The sequence below is a fragment of the Providencia sp. PROV210 genome (assembly GCF_028479445.1).
In the GTDB taxonomy this organism is placed as follows: Bacteria; Pseudomonadota; Gammaproteobacteria; order Enterobacterales; family Enterobacteriaceae; genus Providencia; species Providencia rustigianii.
Map to the genome: position 1 here is coordinate 335,385 of NZ_JAMPNQ010000003.1, position 16,376 is coordinate 351,760.

Sequence of the window (16,376 nt, forward strand, 5' to 3'; positions counted from 1 at the left end):
CTATGTTTGTTGTTGATTCACACTGCCATCTCGACTGTTTAGATTATGAAAAATTACACACTAGCGTCGATGATGTTATCGCTAAGGCATCTGCACGGGATGTTGGTTTTATGTTGGCTGTGGCAACCACATTGCCCGGTTTTGAAGCCATGAAACAACTTATTGGAAAACGGGACAATGTCGCGTTTTCTTGTGGTATTCATCCACTTAATCTGGATGAAGGTTACGATTTTGACAAACTTGCTCAGCTTGCAGCAGGAAACGAAGTTGTCGCTCTCGGTGAAACCGGTTTGGATTACTACTATCAGCAAGAAAATGCCTTATTGCAGCAAGAATCTTTTCGTCAACATATTCGCATTGGACGTCAAGTGAATAAGCCTGTGATTGTGCATACTCGCTCGGCTCGTGAAGATACGTTAGCGATTTTACGTGAAGAAAAAGTCAGTGAATGTGGCGGCGTTTTGCATTGTTTTACTGAAGATAAGCAGACTGCTACTGAGTTGCTAGACTTAGGAATGTATATCTCATTTTCCGGCATTGTGACGTTTCGAAATGCAGAACAGATCCGTGAAGCTGCTAAAATTGTTCCATTAGACCGGATTCTTGTCGAGACAGATTCACCTTATTTAGCTCCCGTTCCTCACCGTGGAAAAGAGAATCAACCTGCTTATGTTCGTGACGTTGTTGAGTATATGGCGGTTCTTAAAGGTATTAGTGTGGAACAGATGGCTGAAATAACCACGCAGAATTTTAACCAATTATTCCACCTGCATACAGGTCAATAAAATAAATAACTATTGAATTATTAAGGAATTTTTAATGGCAGAAGAAACTATTTTTAGCAAAATTATTCGACGTGAAATTCCTGCGGATATCGTTTATCAGGACGAACTCGTTACCGCTTTTCGTGATATAGCTCCTCAAGCACCGACACATATTTTGATTATCCCGAACAAACTCATTCCAACGGTGAATGATGTGACAGTTGAAGATGAACTTGTTTTGGGTCGATTGATTACCGCGGCAGCAAAAATTGCTAAGCAAGAAGGGATTGCTGAAGACGGTTACCGTTTGATCATGAATTGTAATGCGCATTCTGGACAAGAAGTATTTCACATCCATATGCATTTAGTCGGCGGGCATCATTTAGGTCCTTTACTGGCGAAATAATATAAAAATGAAGCGTGCTGAGGGAACTCTACAATATATTGCTACTCTGGGCTTACTAATGATACTGCTCAGTGGTTGTGCGTGGAATAAAAATACGGGGCTGGCTTTTAATGAAAAGCAGCGTATTGTCACGGAACCATCATTACTTGCAGCTGGTGTGATAGTCGAAAATCCAGTTATTAAAGTGGGTAATGTCACGGCAACTGCGACGATTAATATGAGCAATATTGATTCTAAACCTGTGACGGTGTTATACCGTATCTATTGGTATGATGAGCAAGGACTTAGGGTTGATTCATCAAAAAGTGAGCCACAGGTTATACCGGCAAATTCGTCGGTGATGGTGAAAGAAGTGAGTACATCACCTCAGGCTCGTAACGCACGTATTTATGTTTTCTTACCTTCAAAGGCTGGAGAATTACAATGAAAAGGATCTTATTGGTCGCTGCGGCAGCATTCGTCTTAGCGGGCTGTCCTTCTGTTCCTCAGGGACCAACAACGAAACCACCTATTGTTCCGGTTCAACCAGATACCCAACATCCCGATGAACTACCGGTCGTGACACCGCCACCGACAGATACCGTTCCGATGCCACCAAAACAGCAAACGGTGGATTGGAGTAGCTCGTTACAACCATTAGTCAACCAGATGGTTGCAGATGATGGTGTTGTTAGCGGTAAAGTATTACTGGTGGATTCCGTCAAAAATAACACTAACGGAAATTTGCCAACCCAAGCGATAACTACAGAATTGACTAAGGTAGTGAGTAATACCAATAAATTTAAAGTGGTTTCGCCTAACGTGGTGAATGCTGCGCGAAGAACATTAGGCTTATCTCAAGATGATAGTCTGGTGACTCGTAGTAAAGCCATTGGCTTAGGTCGTTATGTTCAAGCCGAATATGTGATTTACAGTGTGATTTCCGGCTCAACTAAAGACCGTAGTATTGAAATGCAATTAATGGAAGTACAAAGCGGTGAAATTGTGTGGTCTGGAAAACACGGTATTGAACAGTAGTTCATCACTGCACTCGTTATTGCGTCAACACTTCCCAGATATTTCATCGAATACTTGGGAAGTGTCTTCACTGGAAGGATTATCTGGTGGAAGCTACTTAGTGAGAAGTTCACAGATAAATTATCCACTAAAATTGATTGCCCGTGCTGATGGGGTAACTCAGTCTGCTTTATATGTTAACCGCCGTAAAGAAGCTCGCATATTGCATCAATTGCATGATTTTACATATTCTCCTGGTGTAATTGGACTAAATCACCACTGGCTATTACTTGAATGGTGTGAGGGAGAACATCCTGATACCGAATCATTTCTCTCTCCTCGCTTACAGTGTCAGCTGGCTTATATTCTTGCTCAGTTACACAGTCATTCTTTACTGGGTTATCGGCTACCATTACGTAATGAGATCCTTCATTATGGTTATTTAATTGATAATAAAAGATTATCTCCGCGTTGGAAAAAACTACATCACTATTTCTCAACTGTACCATTACCGAGAATACTGAAATTAGCCCCAGCGCATATGGATATTCATCGCGGTAATATACTGTGCCAGCAAGGTCACATAGCGAAGCTACTTGATTGGGAATATGCGGCAAATACGGATATTGCGTTTTCACTAGAAACCTATTTTCAATTTAATAGTCTTACTGATGGACAAAAAGATTTTTTCCTGACGCAGTATTGCGATATTCATGGGGCATACAGGGATAAAATAAAGCTCGCTAATCACTGTAAACAATGGGAACCATGGGTAAAATATATGACATTAATGTGGTATGAAGTGCAATGGAAGCAGCGACAGGAACCACAGTTTTTAATCGACTCCTCACCATTACGGCACTATTTTAGTCTGTAGGCTGAGGTGAAAATATCATTTAGCAAAATCAAATTTATATATAGCTAATTAAGTGAGGCATGTAATGGGTCCGATAATGCTGGATGTCCAGGGCTATGAACTGGATAACGAAGAGCGCGAAATTTTGGCTCATCCACTCGTGGGCGGGTTAATTTTATTTACCCGTAACTTCCATGATGCGCAGCAGTTAAGGGAATTAGTGCGTCAAATTCGTGATGCATCGAGACATCGTTTATTAGTTGCAGTCGATCAGGAGGGTGGGCGCGTTCAACGTTTTCGTGATGGTTTTACGGCATTGCCGTCAGCACAAGCCTTTGCTGCTTTGAACAATCAAATGGATGGTGCAAAATTGGCCCAGGAAGCGGGTTGGTTAATGGCATCAGAAATGATTGCGATGGATATCGATATCAGCTTTGCACCCGTATTGGATTTGGGACATGAAAGTATCGCAATTGGTGAACGTTCATTCCATGCTGATCCTGAAATTGCCATGGTGATGGCAGAGCGCTTTATTCGCGGTATGCACAGCGCAGGGATGAAAACGACAGGTAAACATTTTCCGGGGCACGGTGCAGTAAAAGCCGATTCTCACAAGGAAACACCTCGCGACGACCGATCACTAGAACAAATTCGTGGCAAGGATATGTCTATTTTTAAAGACTTTATCCAACGTGAGTTATTGGACGCTATCATGCCAGCTCACGTCATTTATAGCCAAGCAGATGAGCGCCCAGCAAGCGGCTCGCCATTCTGGCTAAAATCTGTATTACGTGAGCAATTAGGCTTCAATGGTGTCATTTTCTCTGATGACTTGTCTATGGAAGGGGCTGCTATTATGGGCAGTTATCCAGAGCGCGCTAAAGCATCTCTAAATGCCGGTTGTGATATGATTTTGGTCTGTAATAATCGTGAAGGAGCTATCAGTGTTCTCGATAATCTACCGAAACAGAATGATAGCCGAGCTTCTCAGTTATACCATAGTGGACGTCAATACAGTCTGAAAGAGCTACAATCTGTTGATCGTTGGAAACAGAGTCACCAAGAATTAGTAAATTTGCATGAAAAATGGCAACAACAGCGTAACGGATAGTTAAAGTCAACGTTATAGATAGCCAGTAAGATATTATCCTTACTGGCTATTTTTTTACTAAAATTAAGATGAATAAGTTACGGGTAACGACTGAATGATTAAATAAATTTGGGCCCACAATTATTTTATCTATTAGATTAAAAAGACTTAATTTTTTCATTAAATAGTTGGTGATTTTATTATCCTAATGCTAAATGAAATACCTTTATCTAGGAATATTTCCTAGATTGTCTTTTTAGATGCAATATAAAATCATGTGCTAGAGCTAAAATTTATTAAAACATAGGTGATTAGACCAGTATTTAATTTAGGGATATCTATATGTAAATACATTTAAGTTAAAGAAATTAAATGACCTAATGGGTTAGCAATATTAATTCAATTGCTGATTTTATTTAACTTTAATCTTGTACTGATTAAGTTTTCTAGACTGAATAAAATAGCAAAATGGTAGTTAAAGTAGAGTCACTCCTTACTTTAATATAAAAGCCTTCATGGTGATTAATGTCACATTGAATGAATCGTAGTTTGCAATAGATATGGCTTGTTGTGACATTGATCGTATTAATTGACGTAAAATTACGTTAGCATGCGTTTTATCATCAAAAATAGTGAGTTACGCTCTATTGGAGTGCGGTTAAATATTGTTCAAATATAATTAACCCACTATCAAGATTTAATTTTCATTTAGTTTAGAGTGTTTATTTATTTTGATGTGCGAATTAAATAAGGTTTCGTGTTTTAGTGTGTTTTTTCAATGAGAAATAACGAATAGAGAGCGTTTTATTAAATAAGATAATAAATAAAAAATAGTATTTCTATTAAAGCTAAATTCAATTGTTCTTAAAAAGATCGCAAGGTGTTTTATCGCCCATTAAATACAGGGTATGGGTGTTTTTTATTCTAATAATCACAGTTAGGTTTAATTCAATGAAAGTAAAAAATATTGCTTTAATATTACTTCCGTCTTGCCTTTTCACTTTTGGTGCTCATGCAAACAATTGGGAAAATATTTTCAAAGAAAATTCATTCGTTGCTGACTCTGAGTTAGAGCTTTCTACTCGAAATATGTGGAAATACTTAAAGTCAGAGAATCGTTTCGATGCCAATGAACAACGTTATAGAAAACAAGTTGCACAAGCATGGGGTCAAAATATTCAGTTAGATTACCAATCTGGCTATTTTGCAGACTTTATTGGTTTTGATGCTTCCTATTATGGTGCAATTAAATTAGCGGCGAGTAAAGACTTTGCTTCCCGCGCAATCTTATATAACGATGATGGCGAAGCAAAAGGATATAACAAAATCGGGCAGCGCTATGCCAAATTTAAATTTGATTTTGAACCTGTGAATGTGAAGGGTAAAGCTGGCTGGTTTACCCTGAAAAATACGGGTATTTTTACCAACTCACAGCGTTTATCGTTGAACGCCTATAACGGTTATTACACGAATACCGCACTGAGTGATTGGAATTTAGATTTACTGTATCTCGACGGTAAAGTGATGCGTCGTGATAGCCCAAATATCGATAGAATGTATTTCCGTGATGGAAATGGAGTGACTCACGATATTAATCATGTTGTTACTGGAGGAATTAACTACGACACCAAACCGTTAAAAGTCGCCTATTTTATTGGTCAAGCAGATGATGTTTTCCGGCAACAAGGCTTAGAAGTTAAATATAAACTAAACTCAGATATTACATTATCCTCCCAAATTTATGGTCATGAATACGGTAGTGATGGTAAGCGTACTTCAAACAGCACTAAACGAGGTAAACAGAACTTTGATAAACGTGCATGGCACTATGCCGGTGAAGTGCAATGGAAAGTTCCCGAAACACCGTGGACGCTAACAACGGGCCTCACGCATACAACCGCACATAAAACGAATGGTGTTGGGCAATTTGCTCGTAACCCAATCGGCAATACGCGTGGACGCTTTAATTCCCCTGCTTATGCAGATATCGACTACGTTCGTGATGGTGAAACGATGTTGGAGCTAAAAGCAGAATACAGGGTAAATTCAGCGCTCTCAGTCGGTGCAAACAGCAATTACAGTGAATTCTCTTATTCTGGTGAAAGATTGAGACAGGGTCAGGTTGGCTTATTTAGCTACTGGAAACCGACCGAAAATCTATCTGTTTCATTGAGTGGCGGCATGGGGTGGCACCATCAGCAAGAGTCTGATAACTCAACACCAAAACTGTATGACGGTGAATCACGTCGCGCACACTCATTGTCTGGCTCTATGACGACAACTTACCGCTTTAAAATGTAATCAAGGGTAACGATAAATGAAACATAATATAAGTTTAATTACGCTGTTGGTTTCAGGGGCTTTATTAGCAGGTTGTACATCAAAGCAAAATGAAACAGTCAGTATTCAAGTTATCGGTATTAACGATTTCCATGGTGCATTACAAGCGCCAGGAGATGGTAAATTAGGTGGTATTGAGTCTATTGCTACACTGGTTAAGCAATTAAAATCTGAAAATAACAACACAATTGTCGTCGGTGCTGGCGATTTAGTGGGGGCTAGCCCGTTACTTTCCTCTATGTTTTATGACGAACCGACGATCGAAGCTCTCAGTGCTATTGGATTAGAAACCAGTGCTGTGGGTAACCATGAGTTTGATAAAGGTAAAACCGAGCTACTGAGAAAGCAAAATGGTGGTTGCCATCCAACGGCGGGATGTGTTGGTAAAGAATCATTCTCTGGCGCTGATTTTAACTACTTAGCAGCAAACGTGATTGTTGAAGAAACGGGTGAAACATTATTCCCGCCATATTATGTGAAGCAATTCGACGGTGTTCCAATCGCATTTATTGGGTTGACGCTTGAGGGAACTCCCGCGATTGTGACACCAAGTGGCACCGCAGGCTTAGCATTCAAAAATGAAGCTGAAACTATTAACCAGCAAGTTAAGCTATTAAAAGCACAAGGTATTCATAGTATTGGGGTTTTAATCCATGAAGGGGCAACCCAACAAGTCGACACGAAAGTTAAGGATATTAATCGTTGTGACAATATCCAAGGCCCGATTGTAGATATTGTAAAACAGTTAGATGCAGATGTTGATTTTGTGGTCAGTGGGCACACTCATCAAGCTTATAATTGCAGCATTAATGGTAAAACTGTGATTTCGGCTCAATCTAACGGGACATTACTTTCTCAATTAAATATCGAGGTCAATAAGAAGACTAAAGATATTGTGAGCATTAAAGCCAAGAATATCCCAGTTGAAACCAAGGTTTATGCGAAAGATCCTAAACTGACAAGTTTTATTCAAAATTATGAACGCATTTCAAAACCTATTGCTGAGCAGGTTATGGGAACATTGAATGCACCTGCGGATAAAAAATTGAGTGATGCGGGTGATTCCGTATTAGGTAAAATTATTGCAGATGCTCAACTATATGTCGCGTCAAGTAAAGAGGCGGGTGGCGCGCAAATCGCGTTTATGAACAGTGGTGGGATCCGCGCTGATTTAAAAGCGGGTGAACTAACTTATGGTGATATTTTTACGGTTCAACCATTTTCCAACGTTGTTGTTACGCAAACTTTGACGGGCGCACAAATTAAGCAGGCATTAGAACAACAGTGGGACAGAGCGCGTCCTCAAATTATGCCCGTATCCAAAGGCTTTTATTATGAGTGGGATGATAGTCGTACAGTAGGTGACAAAGTTATACCTGGTTCTATGAAATTTAATGGTCAGCCGGTAGATATGAATAAAGCTTACCGCGTCGCGGCAAATGAGTTTCTTGCGACAGGGGGCAGTCGTTTTTCTGCCTTTAAACAAGGAAAAGATCGCGTCTATAGCTTACCTGATAATGAAGCATTGATGGCTTACTTTAAAGATAACTCTCCCGTTAAATTACCGACGGATATACGTATCAAGAAAGTGAATTAACTGCTTTAAAATATTGCTCGGTTTCAAGCCTGAAAATAGTTATATTTTCAGGCTTTTTTGTTTTTAAGCCAAATAAGGCTGACTCGATTCTTTTTTTTCAAAAAATGATTTGACGATTGTGATCGTTGTCATAATAATCAACTAAATTGACTTGCATCAATATTTGGTATGACCAAATGACCATGCATGATATTCTTCTGCCAGTTTTAATATAAATGATTGGTAATCAGTGTTATTTAAGTTTTTTGTTATTAGAAATCTTAAATAACATTAATATATTTTGACTCGAGGGGCTTATGACCTTAACTCAACCTAAAATCGTTGTTGTTGGTGGTGGTGCTGGCGGTTTAGAACTGGCAACGCGCTTAGGGCGCAAGCTGGGACGTAAAAAACGTGCTGAAATCACCCTTATTGACCGCAATCCAAGCCATCTGTGGAAACCCTTACTCCACGAAGTTGCCACCGGATCACTGGATGATGGTGTCGATGCAATAAGTTATTTGGCACATGCTCGCCATAACGCATTTAATTTTCAGTTAGGTTCTCTAACTAATATAGACCGAGAAAATAAAAAAGTTATTTTGGGGGAGTTGCGCGATAAAAATGGCGAACTGCTAGTGCCTCTGCGTGAGATTGATTACGACATTTTAGTGATGGCATTGGGAAGTACGTCAAATGATTTTGGTACCCCAGGTGTTAAAGAACATTGCATCTTTTTAGATAGCCCAACACAAGCACACCGTTTTCATGATGAAATGTTGAATCTATTCCTGCGTTATTCTGTACGTGATAACGCCGAAGAGAAAGTGAACATTGCTATTGTAGGCGGTGGTGCAACGGGTGTTGAATTATCTGCAGAGCTATATAATGCGGTTGAACAGCTGACAAGTTATGGATTTAAAGGCTTAGATACAGACGCACTTAACGTGACATTAGTGGAAGCCGGGGAGCGTATTCTACCTGCATTACCGCCACGAATTTCAGGTGCTGCACACCAAGAACTGAATAAGTTAGGTGTTAAAGTATTAACGAAAACTATGGTCACGAGTGCCGATGCTGATGGATTAAATACCAAGGACGATGGCAAAATCTATGCGGATCTAATGGTATGGGCGGCCGGTATTAAAGCACCTGATTTTATGAAAGATATTGCTGGGCTAGAGACTAACCGTATCAACCAACTAGTCGTTAAGCCGACACTACAAACGAGCCTTGATGACACGATTTTTGCAATTGGTGACTGTGCCTCTTGTGCAAAACCAGAAGGGGGTTTTGTGCCACCAAGAGCGCAATCCGCTCATCAAATGGCGAGTTTATGTTATGACAATATCATTGCATTAATGAAAGATAAGCCGCTTAAAAATTATATTTATAAAGATCACGGTTCATTAGTTTCTCTTTCTCGTTTTAGTACTGTCGGTAGCTTAATGGGGAACTTAGTACGTGGAAATATGATGGTGGAAGGACGTATTGCTCGTTTTGTCTATATTTCACTCTACCGAATGCATCAGATAGCTCTACATGGCTATGTGAAAACAGGGCTGATGATGTTGGTAGGAAGTATTAACCGTATTATTCGTCCGAAACTTAAGCTACATTAATCCACAACGATTATTGTTCATCGTTATCGATGATAAATAAACCCTCTATTATTTATTCGATAATAGAGGGTTATTCATATTATTGGCCCAATTAATAACAATGAATTAAATAGATTAGTGACATTGATTAATTAAATAGAGGTGATAAAACAGTCTAATTGTCGCCATTGATTTTGGTTAAGTATGTTTTAATATTTAAAATTACCTATAAATAATCATTTCTAATACATAGATATACTCACTAGTGAGTATGGTTAGTGTTTTGTGTTATATAACCTGATGTAAAATATATATTTTTTATAATAGATTAAAAAATAAATAGTTATTATTTACGGTATTAAATATGAAGCGATGTAAGAGTTTAAAAATATATTTACCGAGGACTAAGAAAAGTCTAAAAAAAACTATTTTCAATAGGTAAATATCGTAGAACCTTAGCGATAGGTTACAATGATTTTATTCGTTCATTTAAATGTTAAGGGCAAGCTATGAAGCTAAAAATAAAGTTGTTATTAGCCACATTTCTTATTGTTTGCCTGACTACGCTTATTTATTTTTCTTTTTTTTATCACGCCAATGACCCCAAACTTGCCACTGTATTATCGACAGAGCCGATAAAATCTAGCCGCCTTATTGAGCATGAAAATTGCTCAGTGACAGGGATCCTAGGTTCGTTTAGTCAAGAATCTTTATCTCGTTATCATCCAGCGCAACGAGAATGTAGAACCATTTTAATTATCCAGTCTTTACAGAGTAAAACATTACCTTTAAGGATGGAAAACCAGCAAAAAACCTGCGTAATAACAAATAGTATTGAGCAAGTTATTGTGAGTTATGACGTGGTTTATCAAATAGGGAATTCAGTCGGTAAAGTGAGAATGCCATACAAACCAAATATGTTTATTCCATTAAATGAGGATGGGCGTTTAGATTTAAGTATGGCGAGTCGAGCTGTGTGTGAAAGTGTTCGTAGTGGAAGCAAAGATTTAATGCCATTTTACTGCTTACATCCAGATGAATTACCTTTATCGACCCAGCAGAATGATGTTCTTGAAGTACAAAAAAGCCAAAATACTTTTGGGATATTTCAGTAATTCTAGAATAGAAAAGGCTATCAATTTAATGTGATAGCCTTTTTCGCACCGGCTTAGATATTTATGATGGTAATTGATGCTCTTCGAAATCAGAGATTAGCTGCTTAATAAATTCTAAGCGCCCAGCTCTATCTGCCAGATCATGGAAAAATTTCAGTCTAACGGGGCCGTCTAGCCGGAAGGTTTTTGGCTGATTTTGCAGTAAGCTAATCAAGAAACTTGGGTCGACCTTATTTTTCTCACCAAATTCGACAAACCCGCCTTTTTCATGAGCTTCGATACGTTTGACTCCCAGTTTTTGGGCTTGTAATCGGATCCCCGCAGTGGCTAATAAAAATTTACCAGCATCAGGTAACATGCCAAAGCGGTCAATCAACTCAATGCGAAGTTCATCCAGTTCCTGTTGGTCTTTAGCGCTAGCAATACGCTTATAGAAAGAAAGTCGAATATTAACATCATGAATATAGTCATCCGGTAAAAGAACCGGCATACGTAATTCAATTTCAGTTTGCTGGCTGGTGAGATCTTCAAGAGAAGGCTCTCGACCTTCTTTCAACGCATCAACCGCACTTTCGAGCAGTTCCATATATAGCGTAAAACCAATCGTGGTCATTTGACCGCTTTGATCATCACCGAGTAGCTCGCCAGCCCCGCGGATCTCAAGATCATGGGTCGCAAGAGCAAAGCCAGCGCCTAAATCCTCAAGGGATGAAATAGCTTCCAATCGTTTTTGAGCGTCCGTCGTCATGGCTTTTGGATGTGGAGTTAACAAATACGCATAAGCTTGATGATGAGAACGACCTACGCGTCCACGCAGTTGGTGTAACTGGGCTAAACCAAAATGATCAGCACGTTCAATAATGATGGTATTGGCCGTTGGAATATCGATACCGGTTTCAATAATTGTGGTGCAAATTAATACATTAAAACGCTGATGGTGAAAATCGGTCATAACGCGTTCTAATTCTCGTTCACGCATCTGACCGTGACCAACCACAAAGCGCGCTTCAGGAACCAAGGCTTCAAGTCGAGCTTTGGCTTTTTCAATATTTTCGACGTCGTTATATAGATAATAAACCTGACCACCGCGTAAAGTTTCCCGCAGGATTGCTTCGCGAACGATCAAATCATCATATTGGCGAACAAAGGTTTTTACGGCTAATCGGCGAGCGGGTGGAGTTGCTATAATCGAGAGATCGCGCATTCCACTCATGGCCATATTTAAGGTTCGAGGGATAGGCGTTGCGGTCAATGTTAAAATATCCACATCGGCGCGCATGGCTTTAATGCGCTCTTTATGGCGCACACCAAATCGATGCTCTTCATCAACGACCAGTAGCCCAAGGTCTTTCCAGTGGATATCATTTTGCAATAATTTATGGGTACCAATCAGAATATCCACTTTACCTTCTGCGGTATCACTAATAATTTGCTGCTGCTCTTTCGCGGTTCTAAAGCGGGATAACATTTCAATTCGTACGGGCCAATTTGCAAATCGGTCACGGAAATTATCAAAATGTTGCTGAGCTAATAGGGTCGTTGGCACCAGTACGGCGACTTGCTTATTATTACTGATGGCTAAAAATGCTGCGCGCATGGCGACTTCTGTTTTACCAAAGCCCACATCACCACACACTAAACGATCCATCGCAATAGGTTGGCACATGTCACTCAAGACGGCATTGATTGCCATCTCTTGGTCAGCAGTGGTTTCAAACGGGAACCCGTGGCAAAATTCTTGATATTGCTGCTTATCGTGTTTAAATGCAAAGCCTGCTTTGGCAGCGCGCTGAGCGTAAATATCCAATAGTTCAGCAGCCACATCACGGACTCGCTCCGCCGCTTTTTGGCGAGCGCGTCCCCAGCTATCGCTACCCAATTTATGCAAGGGTGCATTCTCATCAGCGCCACCTGCGTAACGGCTGATCAAATGTAATGAAGAGACAGGCACATACAGCTTGTCATTCCCAGCATAGGTAAGGATTAAATATTCGGCTTGGATACCGCCAGCCTCTAGAGTTGTTAAACCCTGATAGCGGCCGACACCATGCTCAATATGCACCACGGGTTGGCCAGGGCGTAACTCTGCAAGGTTGCGGATCAGGGTATCGGTGTTAATTGTTCGACGGGTGTCACTACGGCGACGGGCAACACGTTCACCCAGCAAATCACTTTCACAAATAAGGGCGCGACGGCTTTCAGTTTGAATAAATCCATGCTCAGCAGCCCCGATGGTAATGGCAAAGCGGCTTTCTGTCGGAGATGTGTAATGGGGAATAATCTCTGGACGAATTTTTAAGCGCGCTAGCAGCTCGCTAACCGTTTCTCGGCGACCTTCACTTTCTACAGAAAAAACAATCGTACCATCGAACTGTTCCGTAAACTGGCGTAATTTTTCTAGCGGTGTTTTACTCTGACCTTGGGTACTAATGTCCGGTAGTGGTTGGTAATCTAAATTGGTATTTGCCGCTTTCTTCGGTAATGAATCAATGGAAAGTTGAATCCGTGGCCAGTTTTTTAAATGTTGATTCAGTTGTTCGACGGTTAACCACAGTTCTTCAGGAGGAAGTAGCGGGCGCATTGGGTCAACACCACGGCTCTCATAGCGTTGTTTGGCATCTTGCTGAAAACGCTCGGCAGGTTCTTGTAGGTTTTGTGAAACAAACAAGGTATTTGCAGGTAAATAGTCAAACAAAGAAGGCAGTGGCTCAGCAAAAAATAGTGGCTGCCAATACTCAATACCACTGGGTAAAGTCTGTTTACTCACTTGCTGATAAATATGCTCAGGATCACGGCGTACTTCAAAACGTTCCCGCCATTGACTGCGAAAACGCTCAATCGCGTCTTTATCTGTTGGGAATTCGTGAGCCGGCAGTAAATTAATGTCAGGAACTTCTTCTAAGGTTCGTTGGGTATCTACATCAAAGGTACGTAAACTATCGATTTCGTCGTCAAAAAAATCAATGCGGAACGGTAAGTCACTGCCCATGGGAAAGAGGTCGAGGAGTGCACCACGAATAGCATATTCACCATGTTCAAGAACCTGTTCAACATGACGATAGCCCGCCTTATCCAGTTCTTCTCGTAAATTGTCTCGGGACAGTTTATCCCCTTTCGCCATCACCAATGCATGCCCAGTAAGAAAATCGGGTGGACACACTTTTTGCATCAGCGTATTAACAGGGAGGATCAGCGCCCCTTTTTGCATAGTAGGCAAGCGATACAACGTCGATAAGCGATGAGAAATAATTTCTTGATGTGGTGAAAAATTATCGTAGGGGAGAGTTTCCCAATCTGATAAGGCTTCAATAGGATGTTGAGTGAACTGGTGGAGTTCATCACGAACGCGTAGTGCATTTTGCATATCGCGAGTAACAATAACAACCGGTCCTTGGTGGCGTTCAATCATTTCCGCACATTCGAGGGGACCTGCGGCACCAACTAAACAACCTAAATGGCGGACATCACCAGCACGGCTTGGGAGTTCATAACGAAATTTTGACGACATAGAAATATTCAGCTTCTCATATCTAACTAGCTAATTAATGATTAGTTAGGCAATTAAAAATCAAGTAAACAACCCACAGAATTCATTGAATAGTCTGAAAGTGATCTAAACAAATTGTATCAGTAATAAAAAAAACCACAAAAGCGTGGTTGGGTGGTTCCATTCATCTATCGTACCCTTTATTATCCCTGAACACTTCGCTTTGGCAACAGGGACATTACGTTTTGATGCACCAATCTGTCTCACTATTTATAGGTCTACGTTATATGCGTGGACGGGCTGTCGATAAGTTTGGTCGTTTTGTATCAAGCTTGTCGGCAATAGGCATCACTCTAGGGGTTGCCGCACTCATTACTGTAACTTCTGTAATGAACGGTTTTGAACGTTCATTACAAGATAGCATACTCGCTTATATGCCACAGGCTATATTGACATCAAGTGCGGGAAATATCGACCCAAAACAATACCCGATCACCGATTTACAGCATTTACAGGGGGTGAAGAAAATCGAACCCATTGTGCAATCGGACGTGGTATTACAAAGTCGCACCAATGTTGGTGTTGGGGTAATGGCTGGGATCAATTCCGATGAATCATCGCTATTACTCGATAAATTAATTAGTGGAGACCGTAATGACCTGATTGACGGGCGCTATAACGTCTTTCTAGGTAAGCGTCTTGCGGAAACGTTAGGCGTTAAGCGCGGAGAAGACATCCGCCTTATCATTCCAGGTGTTAGCCAATTAACCCCAATGGGGCGTATTCCTAGCCAACGTTTATTTACGGTTGCGGGTATTTTCCAAACTAATGGTGAAGCCGATACTAGCGAATTGATCGTTGCTCAAGCTGATGCTGCCCGCATGCTTCGTTATCCTGCGGGCAATATTACAGGCTGGCGTTTATATCTTGATGAACCACTGAAAGTGGATGTATTGAGTGAACAGATATTGCCAAAGGGATTAATTTGGACCGACTGGCGGGAACGTAAAGGCGAATTTTTCCAAGCCGTTAGGATGGAAAAAAATATGATGGGATTATTACTTAGTCTAATTATTGCTGTCGCAGCATTTAACATTATTACGTCCTTATCTTTGTTGGTGATGGAAAAACAAGGGGAAGTGGCAATCCTGAAAACCTTAGGACTCAAACGTAGCAAAATATTGGCTATTTTTATGATCCAAGGAGCGGGGGCTGGAATTGTTGGAACGTTAATTGGCACAATTATAGGAACGATCCTTTCCAGCCAATTGAACGTCCTGATGCCGCTAATTGGACTACTACCAAAAGGTGTTGAATTACCGATTGTGCTCGACTATTCGGGTATTTTAATTATTGCGCTTTGCGCAATGCTGATTTCATTGCTAGCGACGCTTTATCCTTCTTGGCGTGCGGCTGCGGTTCAACCTGCTGAGGCTTTACGATATGAATAATCAACCACTTCTGATCTGTGAAAATTTAAGTAAGGTGTACCAAGAAGGGACATTGTCGACAGAAGTGTTAAAGAATGTCAGCTTTACGATGAGCGAAGGGGAAACCATGGCTATCGTCGGTAGCTCAGGTTCAGGTAAAAGTACTTTGCTGCATTTACTCGGTGGCTTAGATACGCCATCTCAAGGTAATGTTATTTTCCGTGGTCAGCATATTAATCAGTTGTCTTCTGATGCACGTGCCGCTATTCGTAATAAAGATTTGGGGTTTATTTATCAATTTCACCATTTACTGCCAGATTTTACGGCACTTGAAAATGTGGCGATGCCACTATTAATTGGTGGTATGGCTAAAGCCCCCGCGTTTGAAAAAGCCACTGAAATGCTAAAAGCAGTGGGATTAGATCATCGCGCGAATCACCGCCCATCGGAATTATCAGGTGGTGAACGACAGAGAGTAGCGATTGCTAGAGCGTTGGTCAATGACCCTGCATTAGTGCTGGCGGATGAACCAACGGGTAACTTGGATTTACGTAATGCAGACGCTATTTTTGAGTTGTTAGGCGAATTAAATCGTAAACAACGCACGGCATTTTTAGTGGTCACCCATGATATGAAACTAGCAAGCCGCTTATCGCGTCGCTTAGAAATGCGAGATGGTCATTTGCAACAGGAAATTACGTTGGGGGCGATGTAA

The 16,376-nt window shown here is 40.8% G+C and carries 13 protein-coding genes; 12 read left to right on the plus strand and 1 reads right to left on the minus strand.

Translation table 11 applies throughout. The features are described 5' to 3' along the window. Window positions 1-2 precede the first annotated feature (2 nt). The 10 genes from PR761_RS02060 (at window position 3) to umoD (ending at window position 10,744) form a co-directional block, all read left to right on the plus strand. On the plus strand, window positions 3-785 hold the full coding sequence (locus PR761_RS02060) for a metal-dependent hydrolase (protein ID WP_006815418.1): 783 nt from the start codon (window positions 3-5) through the stop codon (window positions 783-785). 34 nt (window positions 786-819) lie between these two features. Beyond that, window positions 820-1,170: a purine nucleoside phosphoramidase gene (gene hinT / locus PR761_RS02065; protein ID WP_006815417.1), complete on the plus strand. Its 351-nt coding sequence runs from the start codon at window positions 820-822 to the stop codon at window positions 1,168-1,170. Window positions 1,171-1,228: 58 nt separating this feature from the next. After that, the gene (locus PR761_RS02070) at window positions 1,229-1,597 is read left to right on the plus strand and encodes a YcfL family protein (protein WP_230083600.1); all 369 of its coding nucleotides are present in this window, start codon (window positions 1,229-1,231) and stop codon (window positions 1,595-1,597) included. Then, window positions 1,594-2,187 (plus strand): penicillin-binding protein activator LpoB, encoded by a 594-nt coding sequence (gene lpoB / locus PR761_RS02075; RefSeq protein WP_006815415.1) that lies wholly within the window; start codon window positions 1,594-1,596, stop codon window positions 2,185-2,187. Before PR761_RS02070 ends, lpoB begins: the two co-directional genes overlap by 4 nt. After that, complete coding sequence (locus tag PR761_RS02080) at window positions 2,147-3,043, plus strand: phosphotransferase (protein WP_272519329.1); 897 nt, start codon at window positions 2,147-2,149, stop codon at window positions 3,041-3,043. The genes lpoB and PR761_RS02080 overlap by 41 nt, the downstream gene beginning before the upstream one ends. Before the next feature lie 64 nt (window positions 3,044-3,107). After that, window positions 3,108-4,133 carry a beta-N-acetylhexosaminidase gene (gene nagZ / locus PR761_RS02085; protein WP_006815412.1) on the plus strand — a complete coding sequence of 342 codons (1,026 nt, stop codon included), beginning with the start codon at window positions 3,108-3,110 and terminating at the stop codon, window positions 4,131-4,133. A 930-nt stretch (window positions 4,134-5,063) separates the two neighbouring features. Beyond that, on the plus strand, window positions 5,064-6,413 hold the full coding sequence (locus tag PR761_RS02090; RefSeq protein WP_112836915.1) for an OprD family outer membrane porin: 1,350 nt from the start codon (window positions 5,064-5,066) through the stop codon (window positions 6,411-6,413). 16 nt (window positions 6,414-6,429) lie between these two features. Beyond that, window positions 6,430-8,049 (plus strand): bifunctional metallophosphatase/5'-nucleotidase, encoded by a 1,620-nt coding sequence (locus PR761_RS02095; RefSeq protein ID WP_006815410.1) that lies wholly within the window; start codon window positions 6,430-6,432, stop codon window positions 8,047-8,049. Window positions 8,050-8,345: 296 nt separating this feature from the next. Continuing rightward, window positions 8,346-9,650 (plus strand): NAD(P)/FAD-dependent oxidoreductase, encoded by a 1,305-nt coding sequence (locus PR761_RS02100; protein ID WP_006815409.1) that lies wholly within the window; start codon window positions 8,346-8,348, stop codon window positions 9,648-9,650. A 488-nt stretch (window positions 9,651-10,138) separates the two neighbouring features. Beyond that, window positions 10,139-10,744, plus strand: coding sequence for a UmoD family flagellar biogenesis regulator (gene umoD / locus PR761_RS02105; protein WP_006815408.1), 606 nt, complete (start codon window positions 10,139-10,141; stop codon window positions 10,742-10,744). A gap of 61 nt (window positions 10,745-10,805) precedes the next feature. Here umoD and mfd read toward each other — a convergent pair whose 3' ends face one another. Beyond that, window positions 10,806-14,252: a transcription-repair coupling factor gene (gene mfd / locus PR761_RS02110; protein WP_154611156.1), complete on the minus strand. Its 3,447-nt coding sequence runs from the start codon at window positions 14,250-14,252 to the stop codon at window positions 10,806-10,808. A 227-nt stretch (window positions 14,253-14,479) separates the two neighbouring features. On the opposite strand from mfd, the gene lolC reads away from it, so the two are divergent. Together lolC and lolD are read left to right on the plus strand one after the other, a co-directional pair. Beyond that, entirely contained in the window at window positions 14,480-15,682 is a 1,203-nt protein-coding gene (gene lolC, locus PR761_RS02115; protein ID WP_039855287.1) for a lipoprotein-releasing ABC transporter permease subunit LolC, read from the plus strand. Continuing rightward, the gene (gene lolD, locus PR761_RS02120; RefSeq protein WP_006815404.1) at window positions 15,675-16,376 is read left to right on the plus strand and encodes a lipoprotein-releasing ABC transporter ATP-binding protein LolD; all 702 of its coding nucleotides are present in this window, start codon (window positions 15,675-15,677) and stop codon (window positions 16,374-16,376) included. The genes lolC and lolD overlap by 8 nt, the downstream gene beginning before the upstream one ends.